The organism is Streptomyces canus 299MFChir4.1, assembly GCF_000383615.1.
GTDB classification, from domain to species: Bacteria; Actinomycetota; Actinomycetes; order Streptomycetales; family Streptomycetaceae; genus Streptomyces; species Streptomyces canus_C.
The window spans coordinates 13,949-30,490 of record NZ_KB911616.1; the positions used below are offsets into that span (position 1 = coordinate 13,949).

A 16,542-nucleotide genomic window follows, 5' to 3' on the forward strand; every position below is an offset into this window, starting at 1 on the left:
CGGCTGCGTGCAACTCCAGGCTGTGCTCACGGCACCCTGGAACCTCCTCACGTCTCCTTCGGAACGGGTAAAGATCTCGCCGCCCCGCCCCGCTCGGGCCCGCTCTTCGCCCACAGCGGCAGATCCAGTACGACGGTCAGCCCACCGCCGAGGGTGTCCTCCAGCCGCGCCGTACCGCCGTTGACGGTGACCAGCCGGTGCACGATGGCCAGCCCCAGGCCCGCACCACGGGCCTCCGGGTTGCCGAACCGGCGGAAGGCGACCGCCTTCGCCTCGTCCGTCATCCCGGGACCGTCGTCGCGTACGCACAGCCGGCCCGCGTCCCTCACCGTGCCAAGGTCAAGAGTGATGCTTCCGCCTTCGGGCACGGCATCCACGGCGTTGGCGATCAGGTTGTCGAGGATCTGCTCCAGATGCCCCGCGCCCAGCGCGACGGTCGGCCCCGGCCCTTCGGAAGCGGCCCTCAGCCGGACGCCGCGTTCCTCGCCGACGGGCGACCAGGCGGCCACCCGCTCGGCCACCACCTCCTCGACCCGCACCGCGGTGCGACGTGGCGTCGTCTGCTCGGCGCGCGCTACCGCCAGCAGCCCGTCGACCAGCCGGGACAACCGCGCGATCTCCTCCTGCGCGGCGCCCAGCTCCGCGGCGGTCTCGGCCTCGGCACCGGCGGCCAGGACGTCGAGCCGCAGCCGCAGCGCGGTCAACGGGGTGCGCAGCTGATGGGACACATCGGCGATCACGGCCCGGTGGCCGTGGACGAGCGCTTCCATACGAGCAGCCATGGTGTTGAAGGTGGCCGCCAGCCGCCGTACTTCCGGCGGACCGGCCCCGACGTCGGCCCGCTCGTCGAGCGCACCCTTGCCCAGTCGCCGGGCGCTGACGTCCAGCGTCGACAACGGACGGCCGACCCAGCCGGCCAGGCGCACGGACAGCAGCGCGGACGCGGCCAGCCCCGCGGCACCGATGGCAGCGGACCAGCCCCAGATCGCCGCGATACGGGCGTCCAGCGGGCCGGCGGAGCGGGCCAGGACCACGGCTCCGGCGGGTCGGTGCACCTCCCCGGCCGGTTCCGCGGCCAGCAGCCGTCCCTCGTTCTCCGGTGGCTCCGGCTCCTGTCCGGCCAGCACGCCCTTCACCAGTTCCGCCGCCTCCTCGCCCTGAGCGGCCGCACAGGGCGTACTGGTCACCAGGCGCCCGGAGCGGTCGTACACCGCGGCGCAGTCCCCCGCCCGCGCAGCGGCATCCAGCTCCTGGCGCATGACGGTCGGCGGTTTGTCGTCCGAGAGGTGTTCCTCGGCCGCCGCCGCGATCACCCGTGTGGCCGCCCGTTGGCTGTCGCGGTGGGCGACCCGCTCACGCGCCGTCAGCGACACCGCCAGCGGCACGACCGCCAGGACCAGCAGCACGGACGTCAGGACCAGGAGCGTCCACGTGATCCGACGCTTCACGACCGCTCCCGCGAGTCCTGGACCGCCCCGAGCCGGAACCCCTGCCCGTAGACCGTCTCGATCAGCCCGGGCACGCCGAGCTTGCGGCGCAGCGCCGCCACATGCACATCCAGCACCTTCGTGGGCCCGTACCAGTGGGCGTCCCACGCCCGCTCCAGGATCTGCTGCCGGGTCACCGCCCGGCCCGGGTCCGCGGCCAGGCACTCCAGGATGCCGAACTCCTTCGGCGTCAAGGCGACCTCACGGCCGTCGAGGAGGACCTGCCGGGTGCGCAGGTCCAGCGCCAGCGGCCCGTGCCGCAGGATCTCCGGCCCGGCCGGGCGGCGACGGCGCAGCACGGCCCGTATCCGCGCAAGCAGCTCGGCGAGCCCGAAAGGCTTGACGAGGTAGTCGTCGGCACCCTCGTCCAGGGCGACCACCCGGTCGGCCTCCTCGCCCCGCGCGGTCACCGCGATGATCGCGGCGTCCGACCGGGCACGCAGCCTCCGGCACACCTCGACACTGTCGATGTCCGGCAGACCCAGATCCAGCAGGACGACGTCGGGGGTGGGCGCCGACAGGGCCGCCCGCCCGGTCCGGACGCCTTCGGCTCCGTATCCGGCCTGCCGCAGGCCGCGCACCAAGGATTCCGCGATGCCGCGGTCGTCCTCCACGACCAGCACCCGGGTCTCCTCGGCAACACCCCTGGTCTGGGCGTTCATACCTCTGCCCGCCTTCCGGGTGAGGGCGACCGCTGCCCTGACTCCCCCAGGGTGCGTCGGCGCCCTTGCTGACGGTATGGGCCAGGCGTTCCCCGTCGAGGGATCACCTCGTCTCGCTGGTAGCCGTGGTGTCGACGAGAGCCGCCCGGCCGGCCTCCAGACGCGCCGCCGGGATACGGAACGGCGAGCAGGAGACGTAGTCCAGGCCGGCCCGGTGGAAGAAGTGGATGGACTGCGGGTCGCCGCCGTGCTCGCCGCACACGCCCGTCTCCAGACCCGGATCGACCTCGTGCGCCGCCGCGACCGCCAGCTCCACCAGGCTGCCCACTCCCTCCTGGTCGATCGTCTCGAACGGCGACACCGCGAAGATGCCCTTCTCCAGATAGAGCGGGAAGAAGGACGCCTCGGCGTCGTCCCGGGACAGGCCCCAGGTCGTCTGGGTGAGGTCGTTGGTGCCGAAGGAGAAGAAGTCGGCGAGCTCGGCGATGCGTCCCGCGGTGAGCGCGGCTCGTGGCAGCTCGATCATCGTGCCGATCGGGCAGTCCAGCGGCGTGCCGGTCTCGGCGGCGACCTGCGTGAGGACGCGTTCCGTCTCAGCGCGGGCCAGGCGGAGCTCCTCGACCGTGCCGACCAGCGGAATCATGATCTCGGCACGGGGCCGGCCACCGTCACGCAACCGCCGTACGACTGCTTCCGCGATGGCGCGCACCTGCATGGCCATGAGTCCGGGCACGGCCAGGCCCAGGCGCACTCCGCGCAGGCCCAGCATGGGGTTCTGCTCGTGCATCCGCTCGACGGCGTCCAGGAGTTCGCGGTCGTGGACGTCCGGGTGGACCGCACCGGCCAGGCGAACGGCGAGTTCGGTGCGGTCGGGCAGGAACTCGTGCAGCGGCGGGTCGATGAGCCGGATCGTCACGGGCAGGCCGTCCATCGCCTCCAGGATGGCGGTGAAGTCCGCGCGCTGGAGCGGCAGGAGCGCGTCCAGGGCCGCTGCGCGCGCGGTGTCGTCGCGGGCCAGGATCATCGCCTCGACCAACGCCCTGCGCTCGCCGAGGAACATGTGCTCGGTGCGGCACAGTCCGATGCCCTGGGCGCCCAACGCCCTCGCCCGTACGGCGTCCTCGGGTGTGTCGGCGTTGGCGCGCACCTCAAGTCGGCGTACCGAGTCCGCGTGCGCGAGTGCGCCGAGCACCGCCTCGGTGAGCGCTCCCGTGCCCGTGCCCGACTCCAGTGCGCGGCCGACGTCGGACGCCGTCAGCGGCAGGGCGCCGAGGTGGACGGTGCCCGCGGTGCCGTCCACGGAGACCGTGTCACCCTCATGGACCACCGTGCCCGAAGGGGTCGTGAACCGGCGGGCGACGGGGTCGACGGCGAGTGCCTCGGCGCCGCACACGCACACCTTGCCCATGCCGCGTGCGACGACGGCCGCGTGGCTGGTCTTGCCGCCCCGGCTGGTGAGGACCGCCTGGGCGGCGATCATGCCGGGCAGGTCGTCGGGGGTGGTCTCACGGCGGACCAGGACCACCTGCTCGCCGGCTGCCGCACGGCGCACGGCCTCGGCGGAGTCGAAGACGACGACACCGACGGCGGCCCCCGGCGAGGCGGGCACACCGTGGCCGAGGGGCTCGTCGGTGGCCTTGGTGTCGAAGCGGGGGAACATCAGGCGGGTGAGTTCCGCGCCGTCGACGCGGATCAGGGCCTCGTCGGCCGTGACGGTGCCCTCCTCGCGCAGATCGTGGGCGATACGGAAGGCGGCTTCGGCGGTGCGCTTGCCGACGCGGGTCTGCAGGATCCACAGCCGGCCGCGTTCGACGGTGAACTCCACGTCGCACAGGTCCCGGTAGTGGCCCTCCAACGTCCGCAGGTGGTCGCCCAGTTCGAGGTAGGCGCGCGGGTCGAGCTTCTTCAGTTCGCCCAGCGGCAGTGCGTCACGGACACCCGCGACGACGTCCTCGCCCTGGGCGTCCGGCAGGTAGTCGCCGTACAGGCCGCGCTCGCCGGTGGCAGGGTCGCGGGTGAAGGCGACACCGGTGCCGGAGTCCGGGCCGAGGTTGCCGAAGACCATGGCCTGCACGTTGACGGCCGTGCCCAGGTCCTCGGGGATGTACTCGCGGTGGCGGTAGACGCGGGCGCGCTCTCCGTTCCAGGAGTCGAAGACGGCGCGCAGGGCGCGGGCGAGCTGCTCAGCCGGGTCCTGGGGGAACTCCGCACCGGTCTCCTTGCGGATCAGTTCCTTGAACTCCCCTACCAGGGTGACCAGTTCGGCGGTGCCGAGTTCGTGGTCGGTCGCCACGCCGAGTGCCGCCCGGTGCGCGGCGATGGCCTCCTGGAAGAGGTCGCCGTCCACGCCCATCACCGTGTGACCGAACATCTGCACGAGGCGACGGTAGGAGTCCCAGGCGGAGCGTTCGTCGCCCGTCGCCTTGGCGAACCCGGCGACGGACTCGTCGTTCAGTCCGATGTCGAGGATCGTCTCCATCATGCCGGGCATCGAGAAGCGGGCACCCGAACGGACGGACACCAGCAGCGGGTCGGCGGCGGCTCCGAGGGTGCGGCCCATGGCGCGTTCCAGGCCGGCCAGGGCACGGGCCGCCTCCACACCCAGCTCGGGCGGCTCCTCACCTGTGGCCAGGTAGACCTTGCAGGCCTCGGTCGTGACGGTGAATCCGGGGGGCACGGGGAGTCCCAGCCGGGTCATCTCGGCCAGTCCGGCGCCCTTGCCGCCCAGCAGGCCGGCCATCTCCCGGCTGCCCTCGGCGAACGTGTACACGTACTTGGTCGGCGTGCTCATCACGGCTCCAGACCTCCCACTCATGGGATCTCACTCATGCGGCACGACGGCCACGGGGCAGCCGGCGTGGTGGATGACTGCGTGTACGACGCGGCCGGTGCGAGCGAGCACCGGGCCCTGAGTGATCCGGCGGCCCACGACGAGCAGGTCCGCCCCGGAGGCCGCGCGGATCAGGGGAGCGGCGGCCCGGCCCTCGGTGAGGGTCTCGACGACCTCGACGCCGGGGTACTTCGCGCGCCAGGGTTCCAGGACGGCGGGCCATGAAGCCCCGCCACTCGTCGGCGCGCCGCGGCCTCTCGATCAGAGCGATCTCCCCGGGCCCGAGCGGGAACGGGGCGGGCGACTGCCAGGCGTGGACCGCCCGCAGCCGGCCCTCGCCGCACGGTGCGGCCTCCAAGGCGAACTCGATGACCTCGTCGCACGGGTCCGCCAGGTCCAGCCCCAGCACCACGTCCCGTCCGCCGCCCGGCTCGGGCAGGGCGGGCATGTACGCGCCCGCGGTCTCCCCGTCCGCCCGCACGAGGACGACGGGCCGGCCGGCCCGCGCGACGACGCCCAGGGCGACCGAGCCCACCAGAAAACCCGTGAAACCGCTCAGGCCTCGCGAACCCAGCACCAGCACGTCGGCCTGTTCGGCCGCCCGCAACAGGGCCGCGGTGGCGGGACCCTCGACCTGCTCCTCCTCGAAACGGATCTCCGGGCAGGCACGGCCGATGCGCTCCCCGGCCTGCCGCAGGGCCCGGAGTGCCACCAGGCGCTGAGCCGGGGTGGCGGGCTCACCGTCCTGGCGGGGATGCCGGCTCCAGGCGTGCACCAGCAGCAGCGACCGCTTCCGCCGTACGGTCTCACGGGCGGCCCACTCGGCCGCCGCGAGGCTCTCGGCCGAACCGTCCACCGCGGCGATGACGGGCAGGGGCATGGCGCGCACCTCCAGCGCTCGGTCCGCTCCTCGCTTCCAGCGTCGCTCCGGCGCCCGTGCGCGGGTATGGGCCGCCAGGGCTGGGGCCGGGTCCGTTCGGCCCTCTTCCCGGCCGGTCGCCGTGATCGGTCACCAGGCCGGAGGAGACCCAGCCCTCCGGCACGGGCCGTTCGGCCCCTGTCGGAACGGTTCGCGACGACGCACGGTGAGCGCATGAGGGTGTGCACACGGATCACCGTCGTCGGCGTCGGCAATGAGTTCCGGCGCGACGACGGCGTGGGCTGGGCCGTCGTGGCCCGGCTGCGGGAGCGGGCCGCGCGGCAGCAGTGTCCGCCGGACATCGTGCTCGCCACCTGCGACGGGGATCCCGCACGGCTGATCGCCCTGTGGGAGGACGTGGATCTGGCCGTCGTGGTGGACGCGGCCCACGCCCATCCGGGCACGCCCGGCCGCGTGCACCGCCTGGCACTCCAGGACGCCCGCCTGTCCGCACCGACGTCCACCAGTTCGCACGGACTGGGACTCGGTGAAGCCGTGGAACTCGCGCGCGTGCTCGGACTCCTGCCGCGGGAACTCGTCGTCTACGCCGTGGAGGTCGCCGACAGCGACTTCGGCACCGGCCTCTCCCCCGCCGTGGCCGCCGCCGTGGACCCGCTCGCCGAAGCCGTCGAGAACGACCTCGCCCGTCACCCGCACCCGGCGTTCGGGAGCCGGCCGTGAACGCGCGACGCTTCGAGGTGTACGGCACCGTCCAGGGCGTCGGGTTCCGTCCCTTCGTGTACCGCACCGCGGCCGAACTCGGCCTGACCGGCTGGGTGGCCAACGTCAACGGTCACGTGGAGGGCGAGGTCGCCGGACCCGCCGGGCGCATCGAGGCGTTCGCGGCCCGGCTGCGGTCCGCCGCGCCGGCCCTGGCCCAGGTGCGCCGGGTCCGGCTGGCCGAGGGCGCCCGGCCGTCGTACGGCGAAGGCTTCCACGTGCGCCACAGCGCGCCCGCCGACCCGGACCCGGCCGCGCGCGAGGTCCCGCCCGATGCCGCGATCTGCGATGCCTGTCTGGGCGAACTGCACGACCCCTGCGACCGCAGACACCGCTATCCGTTCGTCAACTGCACGGACTGCGGCCCCCGCGCCACGATCATCGAGGACCTGCCCTACGACCGGATCCGCACCACGATGCGGAAGTTCGCGCTGTGCCCCGACTGCACCGCCGAGTACGCCGACCCGGCCGACCGGCGCTTCCACGCCGAACCTGTCGCCTGCCCCGTCTGCGGCCCCCGGCTCGCGTGGCAGGACCTGCGTGGCGAGCAGGCGCTGGAGGCGGCGGTCGCGACGATCGCCGACGGCGGGATCGTCGCCCTGAAGGGCCTGGGCGGCTACCAGCTGGTGTGCGACGCCGCCGATCCGCGCGCCGTGGCGGAGCTGAGGCGCCGCAAGCACCGTCCGGCGAAGCCCTTCGCGGTGATGGTCGACGGGCTGCGCACGGCGTCGCGCCTGGCCATGATCGGCGCGACGGAGGAGCGCGCCCTGACGTCGCCGGAGCGTCCCGTGGTCCTGCTGGCCCGCCGCCGGTGGCGCGGGACGCCACCGCTCGCCCCCGAGGTGCATCCCGGTCTCGCGCGCGTCGGCCTGTTCCTGCCGACCACGGGCCTGCACCACCTCCTCCTCGACGACTTGGCCCGGCCCCTCGTGGTCACCAGCGGCAACCTGAGCGACGAGCCCATCGCCGTGGACGACGCCGAGGCCCGCCATGCCCTGTCAGGGGTGGCGGACGGGTTCCTCACCCACGACCGCCCGATCCGGGCCCGCTACGACGACTCGGTGGTGCAGTTCACCGGCCGGACCCGCATCACCGTCCGCCGCGCCCGCGGCCTCGCCCCCGCGCCACTGCCCCTGCGCGTGCGTGAGCCGGTCGCCGGGGCCGGGGCCCAGCTCAAGCACACCTTCACGCTCGCCGCGGACGGCCGTGCCGTGCTCGGTCCGCACACCGGTGACCTGTCCGACCTGGCGTCCCACGAGGCGTTCCAGGCGTCGTACGGCCATCTGCGGCACCTCACCGGCATCGAGCCGCGCGTCCTGGCGCACGACCTCCACCCCGGCTACCTGTCCACGCGGTGGGCCCAGGCACAGCCCCTGCGCCGCGTCGCGGTGCAGCACCACCACGCGCACGTGGCCGCCTGCGCGGCCGAGCACCAGGTGCGCGGTCCGTTCCTCGGCATCGCCTACGACGGTCTCGGGCTCGGGGACGACGGCACCCTGTGGGGCGGCGAGATCCTCGTCGCCGACCTGACCGGCTACCGCCGCGTGGGCAGGTTCGCCACCGCGCCCCTGCCCGGCGGCGACGCGGCGGTACACCACCCCTCCCGCACCGCCCTCGGCCAGCTGCTCGGCGGGGAGACGCTGGGCTCGCCGCGGCCGTACCCGTGGCTGACCCGCCCCTTCACCGACCGGCTCGACCCGCGCGAGGTCAGCGTCGTCACCGCCATGGTCGCCAGGAACGTCAACTGCCCCCGCGCCTCCAGCGCCGGACGGCTCTTCGACACGGTCGCCTCCCTGCTCGGCCTCGCCGACCGCGTCGGCTACGAGGGCGAAGCGGCCGTCCTGCTCGAAGCGGCGGCGGGAGACACACACGCCGTACCGCTCGACCACCGGCTGGTGCGGGCCGACGGGCTGTGGGTGTACGACCCGGCCCCGACCCTCACCGACCTGCTGGCGCGACAGCTCGACGGGGAGCCGGTGGCCCAGCTGGCCGCGGCCTTCCACCTGACGCTGGCGATCGTCACCGCGGACCTGGCCGCCCACGTGGTCGCCGAGGGCGCCCCGCACACGGTGTGCCTGGGCGGGGGCTGCTTCGTCAACCGGCGGCTGCTGACCGAGGTCCGGCGCCGGCTGCGCGCGCAGGGGCTGCGGGTGCTGGTCGGCGGACAGGTGCCCGTCGGGGACGGCGGCATCAGTTACGGCCAGGCGGCGGTCGCGGCCGGACGGCTGGCCGGGAGGGAGTGAGGGCGTATGTGTCTGGGGATCCCGGGGCGGGTGCTGGAGGTGCACGACGACGCGGGGCTGCGGATGGCGACCGTGGATTTCGGGGGGATACGGCGCGAGGTGTGCCTGAGCTGCACGCCGGAGGCGGATGTCGGGTCGTACGTGATCGTGCATGTGGGGTTCGCCATCACCCGGGTCGACGAGGTGGAGGCCCGGCGCACGCTGGAGGTGTTGCGGGCGATGGCGGGGGCGGTGGAGGGGGAACTGGGCGAGCCGTTGCCGGCCGTGGAGGTGCCGTCCGTGAGCGATCCGGTCGGCTGAACGGCACAAGCGGGCCCGGGGGCCTGACGGCCCCATGAGGGGACGGTCGGCCCATGCCCCGCACCCCGGTCCGGGTCGCACGCTGGTAGTGGAGTTGTCCGAGGCGAGGAGGACCGTCATGACCGCCGCCGTCGACACCGCCGTACTGGACCGCGACGGGCTCGGTTCTCTGGTCGACGCTCTCGTCGGCGACGGCCGGACCGTCGTCGGGCCGACCGTCCGGGACGGGGCCGTCGTGCTCGCCGAGCTGGCTTCCGCCGAAGAACTGCCGTACGGGTGGGGCGTCGAGCTGGACGCCGGGCGGTATCGGCTGGTCCCCCGTGACGACGGGGCCGTCTTCGCGCACAGTGCGGGGCCGCAGTCCTGGAAGTCGTATCTGCATCCGGCGCGGGAGCGGCTGTGGAGTGCCGACCGAAGACCGGGGGGCGACGTGTCCTTCGAGCGGCACGAGCCCGAAGCGCCGGCCTACGCGTTCCTCGGGGTGCGGCCCTGCGACCTTCGGGCCATCGCGATCCAGGACCGTGTCCTGACGGGTGGCCGGTACGCGGACGACGGTTACGGAGCCCGCAGGCGGGGCGCGCTGCTCATAGCCGCCGAGTGCACCGAGCCCGGCGCGACCTGCTTCTGCGTCTCCATGGGCGGCGGCCCCGCGGCCGGTCCCGGATACGACCTCGCCCTCACCGAGGTCGTCGACGACGACGGCCACCGGTTCTTCGTGCGGGTCGGCAGCGAGGAAGGCGCACGGCTGCTGGAGCAGGTGCCCCACCACGGCGCCGACATGGTCACCGAGGCCGTCGCACGCGGCTCGGTCGATGCCGCCCGTGACCGCATGGGGCGGGCGGTGCCGCCGGTCGACCTGCGCACGCTGCTGGGCGCGAGCCTGGAGGCCGAACGCTGGGACGACGTCGCCGCGCGCTGTCTGACCTGCGGCAACTGCACCATGGTGTGCCCCACCTGCTTCTGCACCACGACCGAGGAGGTCACCGACCTCACCGGGGACCACACCGAGCGCCGGCAGCGCTGGGACTCCTGCTTCGACCTGGACTTCTCGTTCCTGCACGAGGGCCCGGTGCGCCCCTCCGGGCGGGCCCGCTACCGGCAGTGGCTCACCCACAAACTCTCCACCTGGTACGACCAGTTCGGCAGCTCCGGATGCGTCGGCTGCGGCCGCTGCATCGCCTGGTGCCCGGTCGGCATCGACATCACGGAGGAAGTCGCCGCCCTGCACGCCGAGTCCGAGACGGAGGCATGAACCATGGCCCCCTCGATCGCCCTGCGCCTGACCCACGCCCTGTCCCCCGCCCACCGTGAGCAACTCCTGCGCATGGCCCGTGAAGTGGACCTCCCGCCGGGCACCCGGCTGTTCGACGAGGGCGGACGCGCCGACCGCTTCTGGATCGTCCGCGACGGCACCGTCGCCCTCGACCTGCATGTGCCCGGCCACCGCACCCCCGTCATCGAGACCGTCGGCACCGGCGACCTCGTGGGCTGGTCGTGGCTGTTCGCGCCGTACGTGTGGCAGCTGGGCGCGTACACGGTCACGCGGGTGACGGCCTACAAGTTCGACGCCGTGGCCGTGCGGCTGCTGTGCGAGGACGACGCCGAGTTCGGCCGGGCCGTGGCCGTGTGGCTCGGCCGGGTGCTGTCCCAGCGGCTGAGCGCGGCCCGGGTCCGGCTGGTCGACCTGTACGGCGCCCCGGCGGGCGGTGAGGGGCGATGACGGCCGTACCCGTCCCGTACCTCGTGGTCGAACGCCGACGGGAGACCTCGAAGTCGGTCACCCTGTGGGTCGAACCGCTCGACGAGACGCTGGACGACTTCGCGCCGGGCCAGTTCGCGATGGTGCACTGCTTCGGACGCGGGGAGATTCCGCTGTCCGTGAGCTCCGTCCAGGCCACGGGCGGGCTCGCCCACACGGTCCGCAGCGTCGGCGCGGTCTCCGCGGGACTGTGCGAGGCCCGCACTGGGGACGTACTCGGGCTGCGCGGACCGTACGGCACCAGCTGGGACCTCGAACAGGCCCGCGGCCGGGACCTGTTGGTCGTCGCCGGCGGCATCGGGCTCGCCCCGCTGCGGCCGCTGATCCTGAGCGCGCTGGCCGAGCCCGGGGCGTACGGCCGGATCAGCGTGCTGATCGGGGCCCGCACTCCGGCCGACCTGATCGCCCGCGAGGAACCGAAGCTCTGGCGCACCGCCTACACCGGGGTGACCGTCGACTGGCCCGACGCCGACTGGCGGGGCGACGTCGGCGTGGTCACCCAGCTCCTGGACCGGGCGCCCTTCGAACCGGCGGACACCACCGCGTTCGTGTGCGGCCCCGAGCCGATGATCCGTGCCACCGCCCGCGACCTGGCCCGGCTCGGTGTCCCCCGGGAGCACGTCCGGGTCTCGCTGGAGCGGAACATGCGCTGCGCGACCGGACACTGCGGGCACTGCCAGCTCGGTCCGCTGCTGGTGTGCCGGGACGGCCCGGTCGTCGGCTGGGACAAGGCCGAACCCCTTCTCTCGGTAAGGGAGTTGTGACATGGGCGCCCCGACCCTCGCCGTGTTCAAACTGGCCTCCTGCGACGGCTGCCAGCTCACCCTGCTGGACTGCGAGGACCAACTCCTGGCGCTGGCGGGCGGGGTGCGCATCGCCCACTTCCTGGAGGCCTCCAGCGCGGTGGAGCCCGGACCGTACGACCTGACGCTCGTCGAGGGCTCGATCACCACACCCGAGGACGCGGAACGGATCCGCGCGATCCGCGCGGCCTCACGTCATCTGGTGACGATCGGCGCGTGCGCGACGGCGGGCGGCATCCAGGCCCTCCGGAACTTCGCGGACGTGGACGAGTTCCGGCGGGTGGTCTACGCCCACCCCGAGTACATCTCCACGCTCGCCACCTCAACCCCCGTCTCCGACCATGTGGACGTCGACTTCGAACTGCGCGGCTGCCCCATAGACCGGCGCCAGCTGCTCGAAGTGATCACCGCGTTCCTCGCCGGACGTGCACCGGACATCCCGAACCACAGCGTGTGCTTCGAGTGCAAGCGGCGCGACACGGTGTGCGTCACCGTCGCGCACGGCACACCCTGCTTCGGGCCGGTCACCCATGCCGGCTGCGGAGCCCTGTGCCCGGCCTACCGGCGCGGCTGCTTCGGCTGCTTCGGACCCTCCGGGTCGGTCAACCTGCCCGCGCTGATCCCGCTGCTGCGCCGCGACGGTCTCGACGAGGACGCCGTGGAGCGCTTCCTGCACACCTTCAACGCGGCAGCTTTCGACAAGGAGTTGAGGTCGTCGTGACGCACCGTGGATCCCGTGTCCTGCATGTCGGCTCGCTCTCCCGGGTCGAGGGCGAGGGCGCGCTGCGCCTGCGGGTCGAGGGCCGCACGGTCACCGAGGCGCATCTGGAGATCTACGAACCGCCGCGGTTCTTCGAGGCGTTCCTGCGCGGCCGTTCCTACACGGAGCCTCCGGACATCACCGCCCGGGTGTGCGGGATCTGCCCGGTGGCGTACCAGATGAGCGCCTGCGCGGCGATCGAGGACGCCTGCGGGGTGAGCGTCGATCCGGTGATCCGCGATCTGCGGCGGCTGTTGTACTGCGGGGAGTGGATCGAGAGCCAGGCCCTGCACCTCTATCTGCTGCACGCCCCGGACTTCCTGGGCCGGGCGAGCGCGATCGAACTGGCGCGGACGCACCGGGCCGAGGTCGAGCGGGGGCTGCGGCTGAAGAAGGCCGGCAACTCCCTGATGGAGGTGCTCGGCGGGCGGGCCATCCATCCCGTCAACGTGCGCCTCGGCGGCTTCCACCGGGCGCCTGCCCGCGCCGAACTCCGTACCCTGTCAGAGGAGTTGAAGCGGGCGCTCGACGATGCCTGGGCCACCGTGCGCTGGGTGGCCGGTTTCGAGTTCCCGGACGCGCACACGGACGCCGTGCTGCTCGCACTCGCCTCCCCGGACACCTACGCCATCGAGAGCGGCACCCCGACCCTCCTGCGTGCGGACGGCACCGGCGACTCCTTCCCGGTGCGGGACTTCACCGAGCGGGTCCGCGAGAGCCATGTCCCGCACTCCACCGCACTGCACTCCCGGCTCGACGGACACCTGCACCTGACCGGTTCCCTCGCCCGCTTCGCCGTCGGCGGCCGCCGGCTGTCGCCGGTCGCGATCCAGGCGGCGGTCGAGGCCGGACTGGGCGATCCACGCGAAGGGGCCGTGTGCCGCAATCCGTACCGGTCCATCCTGGTGCGGGCGGTGGAGATCGTGTACGCCGTCGGCGAGGCGCTGCGGATCGTCGAGGCGTACGAGCCTCCCGAGCGCTCCTTCGTCGAGGTGCCGCCGCTCGCGGGCACCGGCCACGGCGCCACCGAGGCGCCCCGCGGAATCCTCTACCACCGCTACGAGCTGGCCCCGGACGGGACAGTGACGGACGCCCTGCTGGTACCGCCCACCGCTCAGAACCAGGGGGCGATCGAGCACGACCTGCTCCGGCTGACCCAACGGGCCCTCACCGAACACGACCCGGGAGACGAGGAGTTGACGGCCCTGTGCGAGCGGGCCATCCGCAACCACGACCCGTGCATCTCCTGCTCCACCCACTTCCTCGACCTGACGGTCGTCCGCACCCCGGGAGGCTCTCATGCCTGAATCGCCGTACACCGTGAGCGACGTGATGACCCACACCGTCATCGCCGTCGGACGCGGCGCCCCGTTCAAGGAGATCGTCGAGCTCATCGACCAGTGGAAGGTCAGCGCCCTGCCCGTCCTGGAGGGCGAAGGGCGCGTGATCGGGGTCGTCTCGGAGGCCGATCTGCTGCCCAAGGAGGAGTTCCGCGACACCGACGAGGGAGACCTGGCGGAGCGGGCCAAGGCCGGCGGGCTGATCGCGGACGAGCTGATGAGCACCCCGGCCGTGACCGTGCACGCAAACGCCTCGCTCGCCGAGGCCGCCCGGATCATGGCCCGGCGGCACGTCAAGCGACTGCCCGTCGTGGACGACGTGGGCATGCTCCAGGGGGTGGTCGGCCGCGGTGACCTGCTGAAGGTCTTCCTGCGCGGGGACGAGGAGATCGCCGAGGAGATACGCCACGCCGTGCTGTCCCGGCTCCCGGTCACCACCGACTCCCTGACCGTGACCGTGGCCGACGGAGTCGTCACGCTGAGCGGCTCGCTGCCCGAAAGGACGCTGGCGCCCGTGGTGGCCCGCGCGGTGCGGGCGGTCGAGGGGGTCGTCGACGTCCAGCTGGACCTGACGCACCGATGAAGTACCTCGACGAGTACCGGGACCCCGTGCTCGCCCGGCGCCTGCTGGCGGAGCTGCGGGAGACCGCCACGCGCCCGTGGCGGATCATGGAGGTGTGCGGCGGGCAGACCCACACCCTGGTCCGCCAGGGCATCGACGAACTGCTGCCCGCCGGCATGCGCATGATCCACGGCCCCGGCTGCCCGGTCTGCGTCACCCCGCTGGAGACCCTGGACCGGGCCATGGCCGTCGCCGCCCGCCCCGGCGTGATCTTCACCAGCTTCGGCGACATGCTGCGCGTCCCCGGCACCGATACCGACCTGCTGTCCCTGCGGGCCCGGGGCGCGGACGTGCGCGTGGTGTACGCCCCGATGGACGCCGTACGCCTGGCCGCAGATCATCCCGACCGCGAGGTGGTCTTCCTCGCCGTCGGGTTCGAGACGACGGCCCCCGCCAACGCCATGGCCGTGCTGCACGCGGCCCGCCTGGGCCTGACCAACTTCTCGATGCTGGTCAGCCATGTCCTGGTGCCGCCCGCGATGACCGCGCTGCTCGACGACCCGGACTGCGAGGTCCAGGCGTTCCTGGCGGCCGGGCATGTGTGCGCGGTGATGGGCTGGCGCGAGTACGAGCCGATCGCCGACCGCCACCGGGTGCCCATCGTGGTCACCGGCTTCGAGCCGCTGGACCTGCTGGAGGGCATCCTGATGGCCGTACGGCAGCTGGAGGCGGGCCGGCACGAGGTGGAGAACCAGTACGTGCGGGCCGTGCGGCGGTCCGGCAACGCCGCCGCCCAGGACGCGGTCCGTGAGGTGTTCCGCGTCACCGACCGGTCCTGGCGCGGCATCGGGGCACTGCCCGCCAGTGGCCTCGAACTCGCCGACGCCTATGCCCGGTTCGACGCCGCCGGCCGCTTCGACGTGGGCGGCCTGTGTCCCGTCGAGGACGCCGAGTGCATCGCCGGGACCATCCTCACCGGGGCGAAGCTGCCCACCGACTGCTCCGCGTACGGCACCCGCTGCACGCCCCGTCATCCGCTCGGCGCGCCGATGGTGTCGTCCGAGGGCACCTGTGCCGCGTTCTTCGCGGCCGGACGTACCAGGAGTGCGCCATGACCGTCGAATGCCCCACCGCGAACCACGAGGACGAGGTCGTGCTGCTGGGCCACGGAGCCGGCGGCCGGCTGACGTCGGAGCTGCTCGACGAGATCGTCCTGCCGTCCCTGCGGGATGCTCGGGGCCCTCTGGAGGACGCTGCGCTGTTGCCCGGCCACCGGGAGCTGGTGATCAGTACCGACAGTTTCGTCGTCAGTCCGCTGTTCTTCCCCGGCGGCGACATCGGCTCACTCGCCGTGCACGGCACGGTCAACGACCTCGCCATGCGCGGGGCGTGGCCCATCGCCCTGTCGGTCTCCCTCATCATCGAGGAGGGGCTGCCGCTGGCCGAACTCCGTTCCGTCATGGACTCCTTGGGCAAGGCCGCCCAGGAGGCCGGCGTGCCGGTGGTCACCGGGGACACCAAGGTCGTGGGCCGGGGCGCGGCGGACAAACTGTTCGTCAACACCACCGGCGTCGGCCAGCGGCACGGCTCGCTGCACCCGTCCGCCGCGCTGGCCCGGCCCGGGGACGCGGTCCTGCTGTCCGGTCCGGTCGGACTGCACGGCACGACCGTGCTCAGCACCCGCGAGGGGCTGGGTTTCGAGGGCGACATCGCCTCCGACAGCCGGCCGCTGCACCGGCTGGTCCGCACCCTGGCACCGCTGGGTGCCGCGGTGCACGTGCTGCGCGATCCGACCCGGGGCGGCCTCGCCGCCGCCCTCAACGAGATCGCACACGACTCGTCCGTGGCCGTCGAGATCGAGGAGAGCGCCGTGCCCGTACCCGGGCCGGTCGCCGCCGCCTGCGACCTGCTCGGCCTGGATCCGCTGGTCGTCGCCAACGAGGGCTGTCTGGTCGCCTTCGTCGACGCGGGCGCCGCCGAGGAGGCGCTGGCCACGCTGCGGTCACTGCCCGAGGGCGCCGGGGCCGTACGGTTCGGCGAGGTGCTGTCCGAGGGCCCGTCCGGGCGGGTGACCCTGCGCACCCTGGTCGGTGCCCGGCGCATCGTGGACATGCCGTTGGGTGAGCAACTCCCCCGTATCTGCTGACGTGTCCGATG

At 73.3% G+C, this 16,542-nt stretch carries 14 protein-coding genes and 1 pseudogene; 11 read left to right on the plus strand and 4 right to left on the minus strand.

Going from position 1 to position 16,542, the window contains the following annotated elements:
* Positions 1 to 47: 47 nt before the first annotated feature.
* The 4 genes and pseudogenes from H293_RS0139980 to H293_RS53135 all read right to left on the minus strand — a co-directional run bounded on the left by H293_RS0139980 (position 48) and on the right by H293_RS53135 (position 5,859).
* Entirely contained in the window at positions 48 to 1,448 is a 1,401-nt protein-coding gene (locus H293_RS0139980) for a sensor histidine kinase (RefSeq protein WP_020123394.1), read from the minus strand.
* Positions 1,445 to 2,149 (minus strand): response regulator transcription factor, encoded by a 705-nt coding sequence (locus H293_RS0139985; protein WP_020123395.1) that lies wholly within the window; start codon positions 2,147 to 2,149, stop codon positions 1,445 to 1,447. Before H293_RS0139985 ends, H293_RS0139980 begins: the two co-directional genes overlap by 4 nt.
* Positions 2,150 to 2,252: 103 nt before the next feature.
* On the minus strand, positions 2,253 to 4,940 hold the full coding sequence (gene ppdK, locus H293_RS0139990; RefSeq protein WP_020123396.1) for a pyruvate, phosphate dikinase: 2,688 nt from the start codon (positions 4,938 to 4,940) through the stop codon (positions 2,253 to 2,255).
* Between the two features lie 30 nt (positions 4,941 to 4,970).
* Positions 4,971 to 5,859 (minus strand): annotated as a pseudogene (locus H293_RS53135) (universal stress protein).
* A gap of 213 nt (positions 5,860 to 6,072) precedes the next feature.
* On the opposite strand from H293_RS53135, the gene H293_RS0140000 reads away from it, so the two are divergent.
* The 11 genes from H293_RS0140000 to hypE all read left to right on the plus strand — a co-directional run bounded on the left by H293_RS0140000 (position 6,073) and on the right by hypE (position 16,531).
* The gene (locus H293_RS0140000) at positions 6,073 to 6,579 is read left to right on the plus strand and encodes a hydrogenase maturation protease (protein ID WP_020123397.1); all 507 of its coding nucleotides are present in this window, start codon (positions 6,073 to 6,075) and stop codon (positions 6,577 to 6,579) included.
* A complete protein-coding gene (hypF, locus tag H293_RS0140005; RefSeq protein WP_020123398.1) occupies positions 6,576 to 8,861 on the plus strand; it encodes a carbamoyltransferase HypF in 2,286 nt (761 codons plus the stop codon). Before H293_RS0140000 ends, hypF begins: the two co-directional genes overlap by 4 nt.
* Positions 8,862 to 8,867: 6 nt before the next feature.
* Positions 8,868 to 9,161 (plus strand): HypC/HybG/HupF family hydrogenase formation chaperone, encoded by a 294-nt coding sequence (locus tag H293_RS0140010; RefSeq protein WP_020123399.1) that lies wholly within the window; start codon positions 8,868 to 8,870, stop codon positions 9,159 to 9,161.
* 118 nt (positions 9,162 to 9,279) lie between these two features.
* Entirely contained in the window at positions 9,280 to 10,413 is a 1,134-nt protein-coding gene (locus H293_RS0140015; protein ID WP_020123400.1) for a 4Fe-4S dicluster domain-containing protein, read from the plus strand.
* Positions 10,414 to 10,416: 3 nt separating this feature from the next.
* The gene (locus H293_RS0140020) at positions 10,417 to 10,881 is read left to right on the plus strand and encodes a Crp/Fnr family transcriptional regulator (RefSeq protein WP_020123401.1); all 465 of its coding nucleotides are present in this window, start codon (positions 10,417 to 10,419) and stop codon (positions 10,879 to 10,881) included.
* Positions 10,878 to 11,684, plus strand: a complete 807-nt coding sequence (locus H293_RS0140025) for an FAD/NAD(P)-binding protein (RefSeq protein ID WP_020123402.1) — start codon at positions 10,878 to 10,880, stop codon at positions 11,682 to 11,684. The genes H293_RS0140020 and H293_RS0140025 overlap by 4 nt, the downstream gene beginning before the upstream one ends.
* A 1-nt stretch (position 11,685) precedes the next feature.
* The gene (locus H293_RS0140030; RefSeq protein WP_020123403.1) at positions 11,686 to 12,444 is read left to right on the plus strand and encodes an NADH-quinone oxidoreductase subunit B family protein; all 759 of its coding nucleotides are present in this window, start codon (positions 11,686 to 11,688) and stop codon (positions 12,442 to 12,444) included.
* Positions 12,441 to 13,790 carry a Ni/Fe hydrogenase subunit alpha gene (locus H293_RS0140035; protein ID WP_020123404.1) on the plus strand — a complete coding sequence of 450 codons (1,350 nt, stop codon included), beginning with the start codon at positions 12,441 to 12,443 and terminating at the stop codon, positions 13,788 to 13,790. The genes H293_RS0140030 and H293_RS0140035 overlap by 4 nt, the downstream gene beginning before the upstream one ends.
* Positions 13,783 to 14,406: a CBS domain-containing protein gene (locus H293_RS0140040; protein WP_020123405.1), complete on the plus strand. Its 624-nt coding sequence runs from the start codon at positions 13,783 to 13,785 to the stop codon at positions 14,404 to 14,406. The genes H293_RS0140035 and H293_RS0140040 overlap by 8 nt, the downstream gene beginning before the upstream one ends.
* Positions 14,403 to 15,500, plus strand: coding sequence for a hydrogenase formation protein HypD (hypD, locus tag H293_RS0140045; protein ID WP_020123406.1), 1,098 nt, complete (start codon positions 14,403 to 14,405; stop codon positions 15,498 to 15,500). Before H293_RS0140040 ends, hypD begins: the two co-directional genes overlap by 4 nt.
* Positions 15,497 to 16,531, plus strand: a complete 1,035-nt coding sequence (gene hypE, locus H293_RS0140050; RefSeq protein WP_020123407.1) for a hydrogenase expression/formation protein HypE — start codon at positions 15,497 to 15,499, stop codon at positions 16,529 to 16,531. The genes hypD and hypE overlap by 4 nt, the downstream gene beginning before the upstream one ends.
* Positions 16,532 to 16,542 lie beyond the last annotated feature (11 nt).

Coding starts and splice junctions, on each gene's coding strand:
- H293_RS0139985 (WP_020123395.1), bottom strand. CDS start 2,149: ATGAACGCCCAGACCAGGGGTGTTGCCGAGGAGACCCGGGTGCTGGTC.
- ppdK (WP_020123396.1), bottom strand. CDS start 4,940: ATGAGCACGCCGACCAAGTACGTGTACACGTTCGCCGAGGGCAGCCGG.
- H293_RS0140000 (WP_020123397.1), top strand. CDS start 6,073: ATGAGGGTGTGCACACGGATCACCGTCGTCGGCGTCGGCAATGAGTTC.
- H293_RS0140010 (WP_020123399.1), top strand. CDS start 8,868: ATGTGTCTGGGGATCCCGGGGCGGGTGCTGGAGGTGCACGACGACGCG.
- H293_RS0140015 (WP_020123400.1), top strand. CDS start 9,280: ATGACCGCCGCCGTCGACACCGCCGTACTGGACCGCGACGGGCTCGGT.
- H293_RS0140020 (WP_020123401.1), top strand. CDS start 10,417: ATGGCCCCCTCGATCGCCCTGCGCCTGACCCACGCCCTGTCCCCCGCC.
- H293_RS0140025 (WP_020123402.1), top strand. CDS start 10,878: ATGACGGCCGTACCCGTCCCGTACCTCGTGGTCGAACGCCGACGGGAG.
- H293_RS0140030 (WP_020123403.1), top strand. CDS start 11,686: ATGGGCGCCCCGACCCTCGCCGTGTTCAAACTGGCCTCCTGCGACGGC.
- H293_RS0140040 (WP_020123405.1), top strand. CDS start 13,783: ATGCCTGAATCGCCGTACACCGTGAGCGACGTGATGACCCACACCGTC.
- hypD (WP_020123406.1), top strand. CDS start 14,403: ATGAAGTACCTCGACGAGTACCGGGACCCCGTGCTCGCCCGGCGCCTG.
- hypE (WP_020123407.1), top strand. CDS start 15,497: ATGACCGTCGAATGCCCCACCGCGAACCACGAGGACGAGGTCGTGCTG.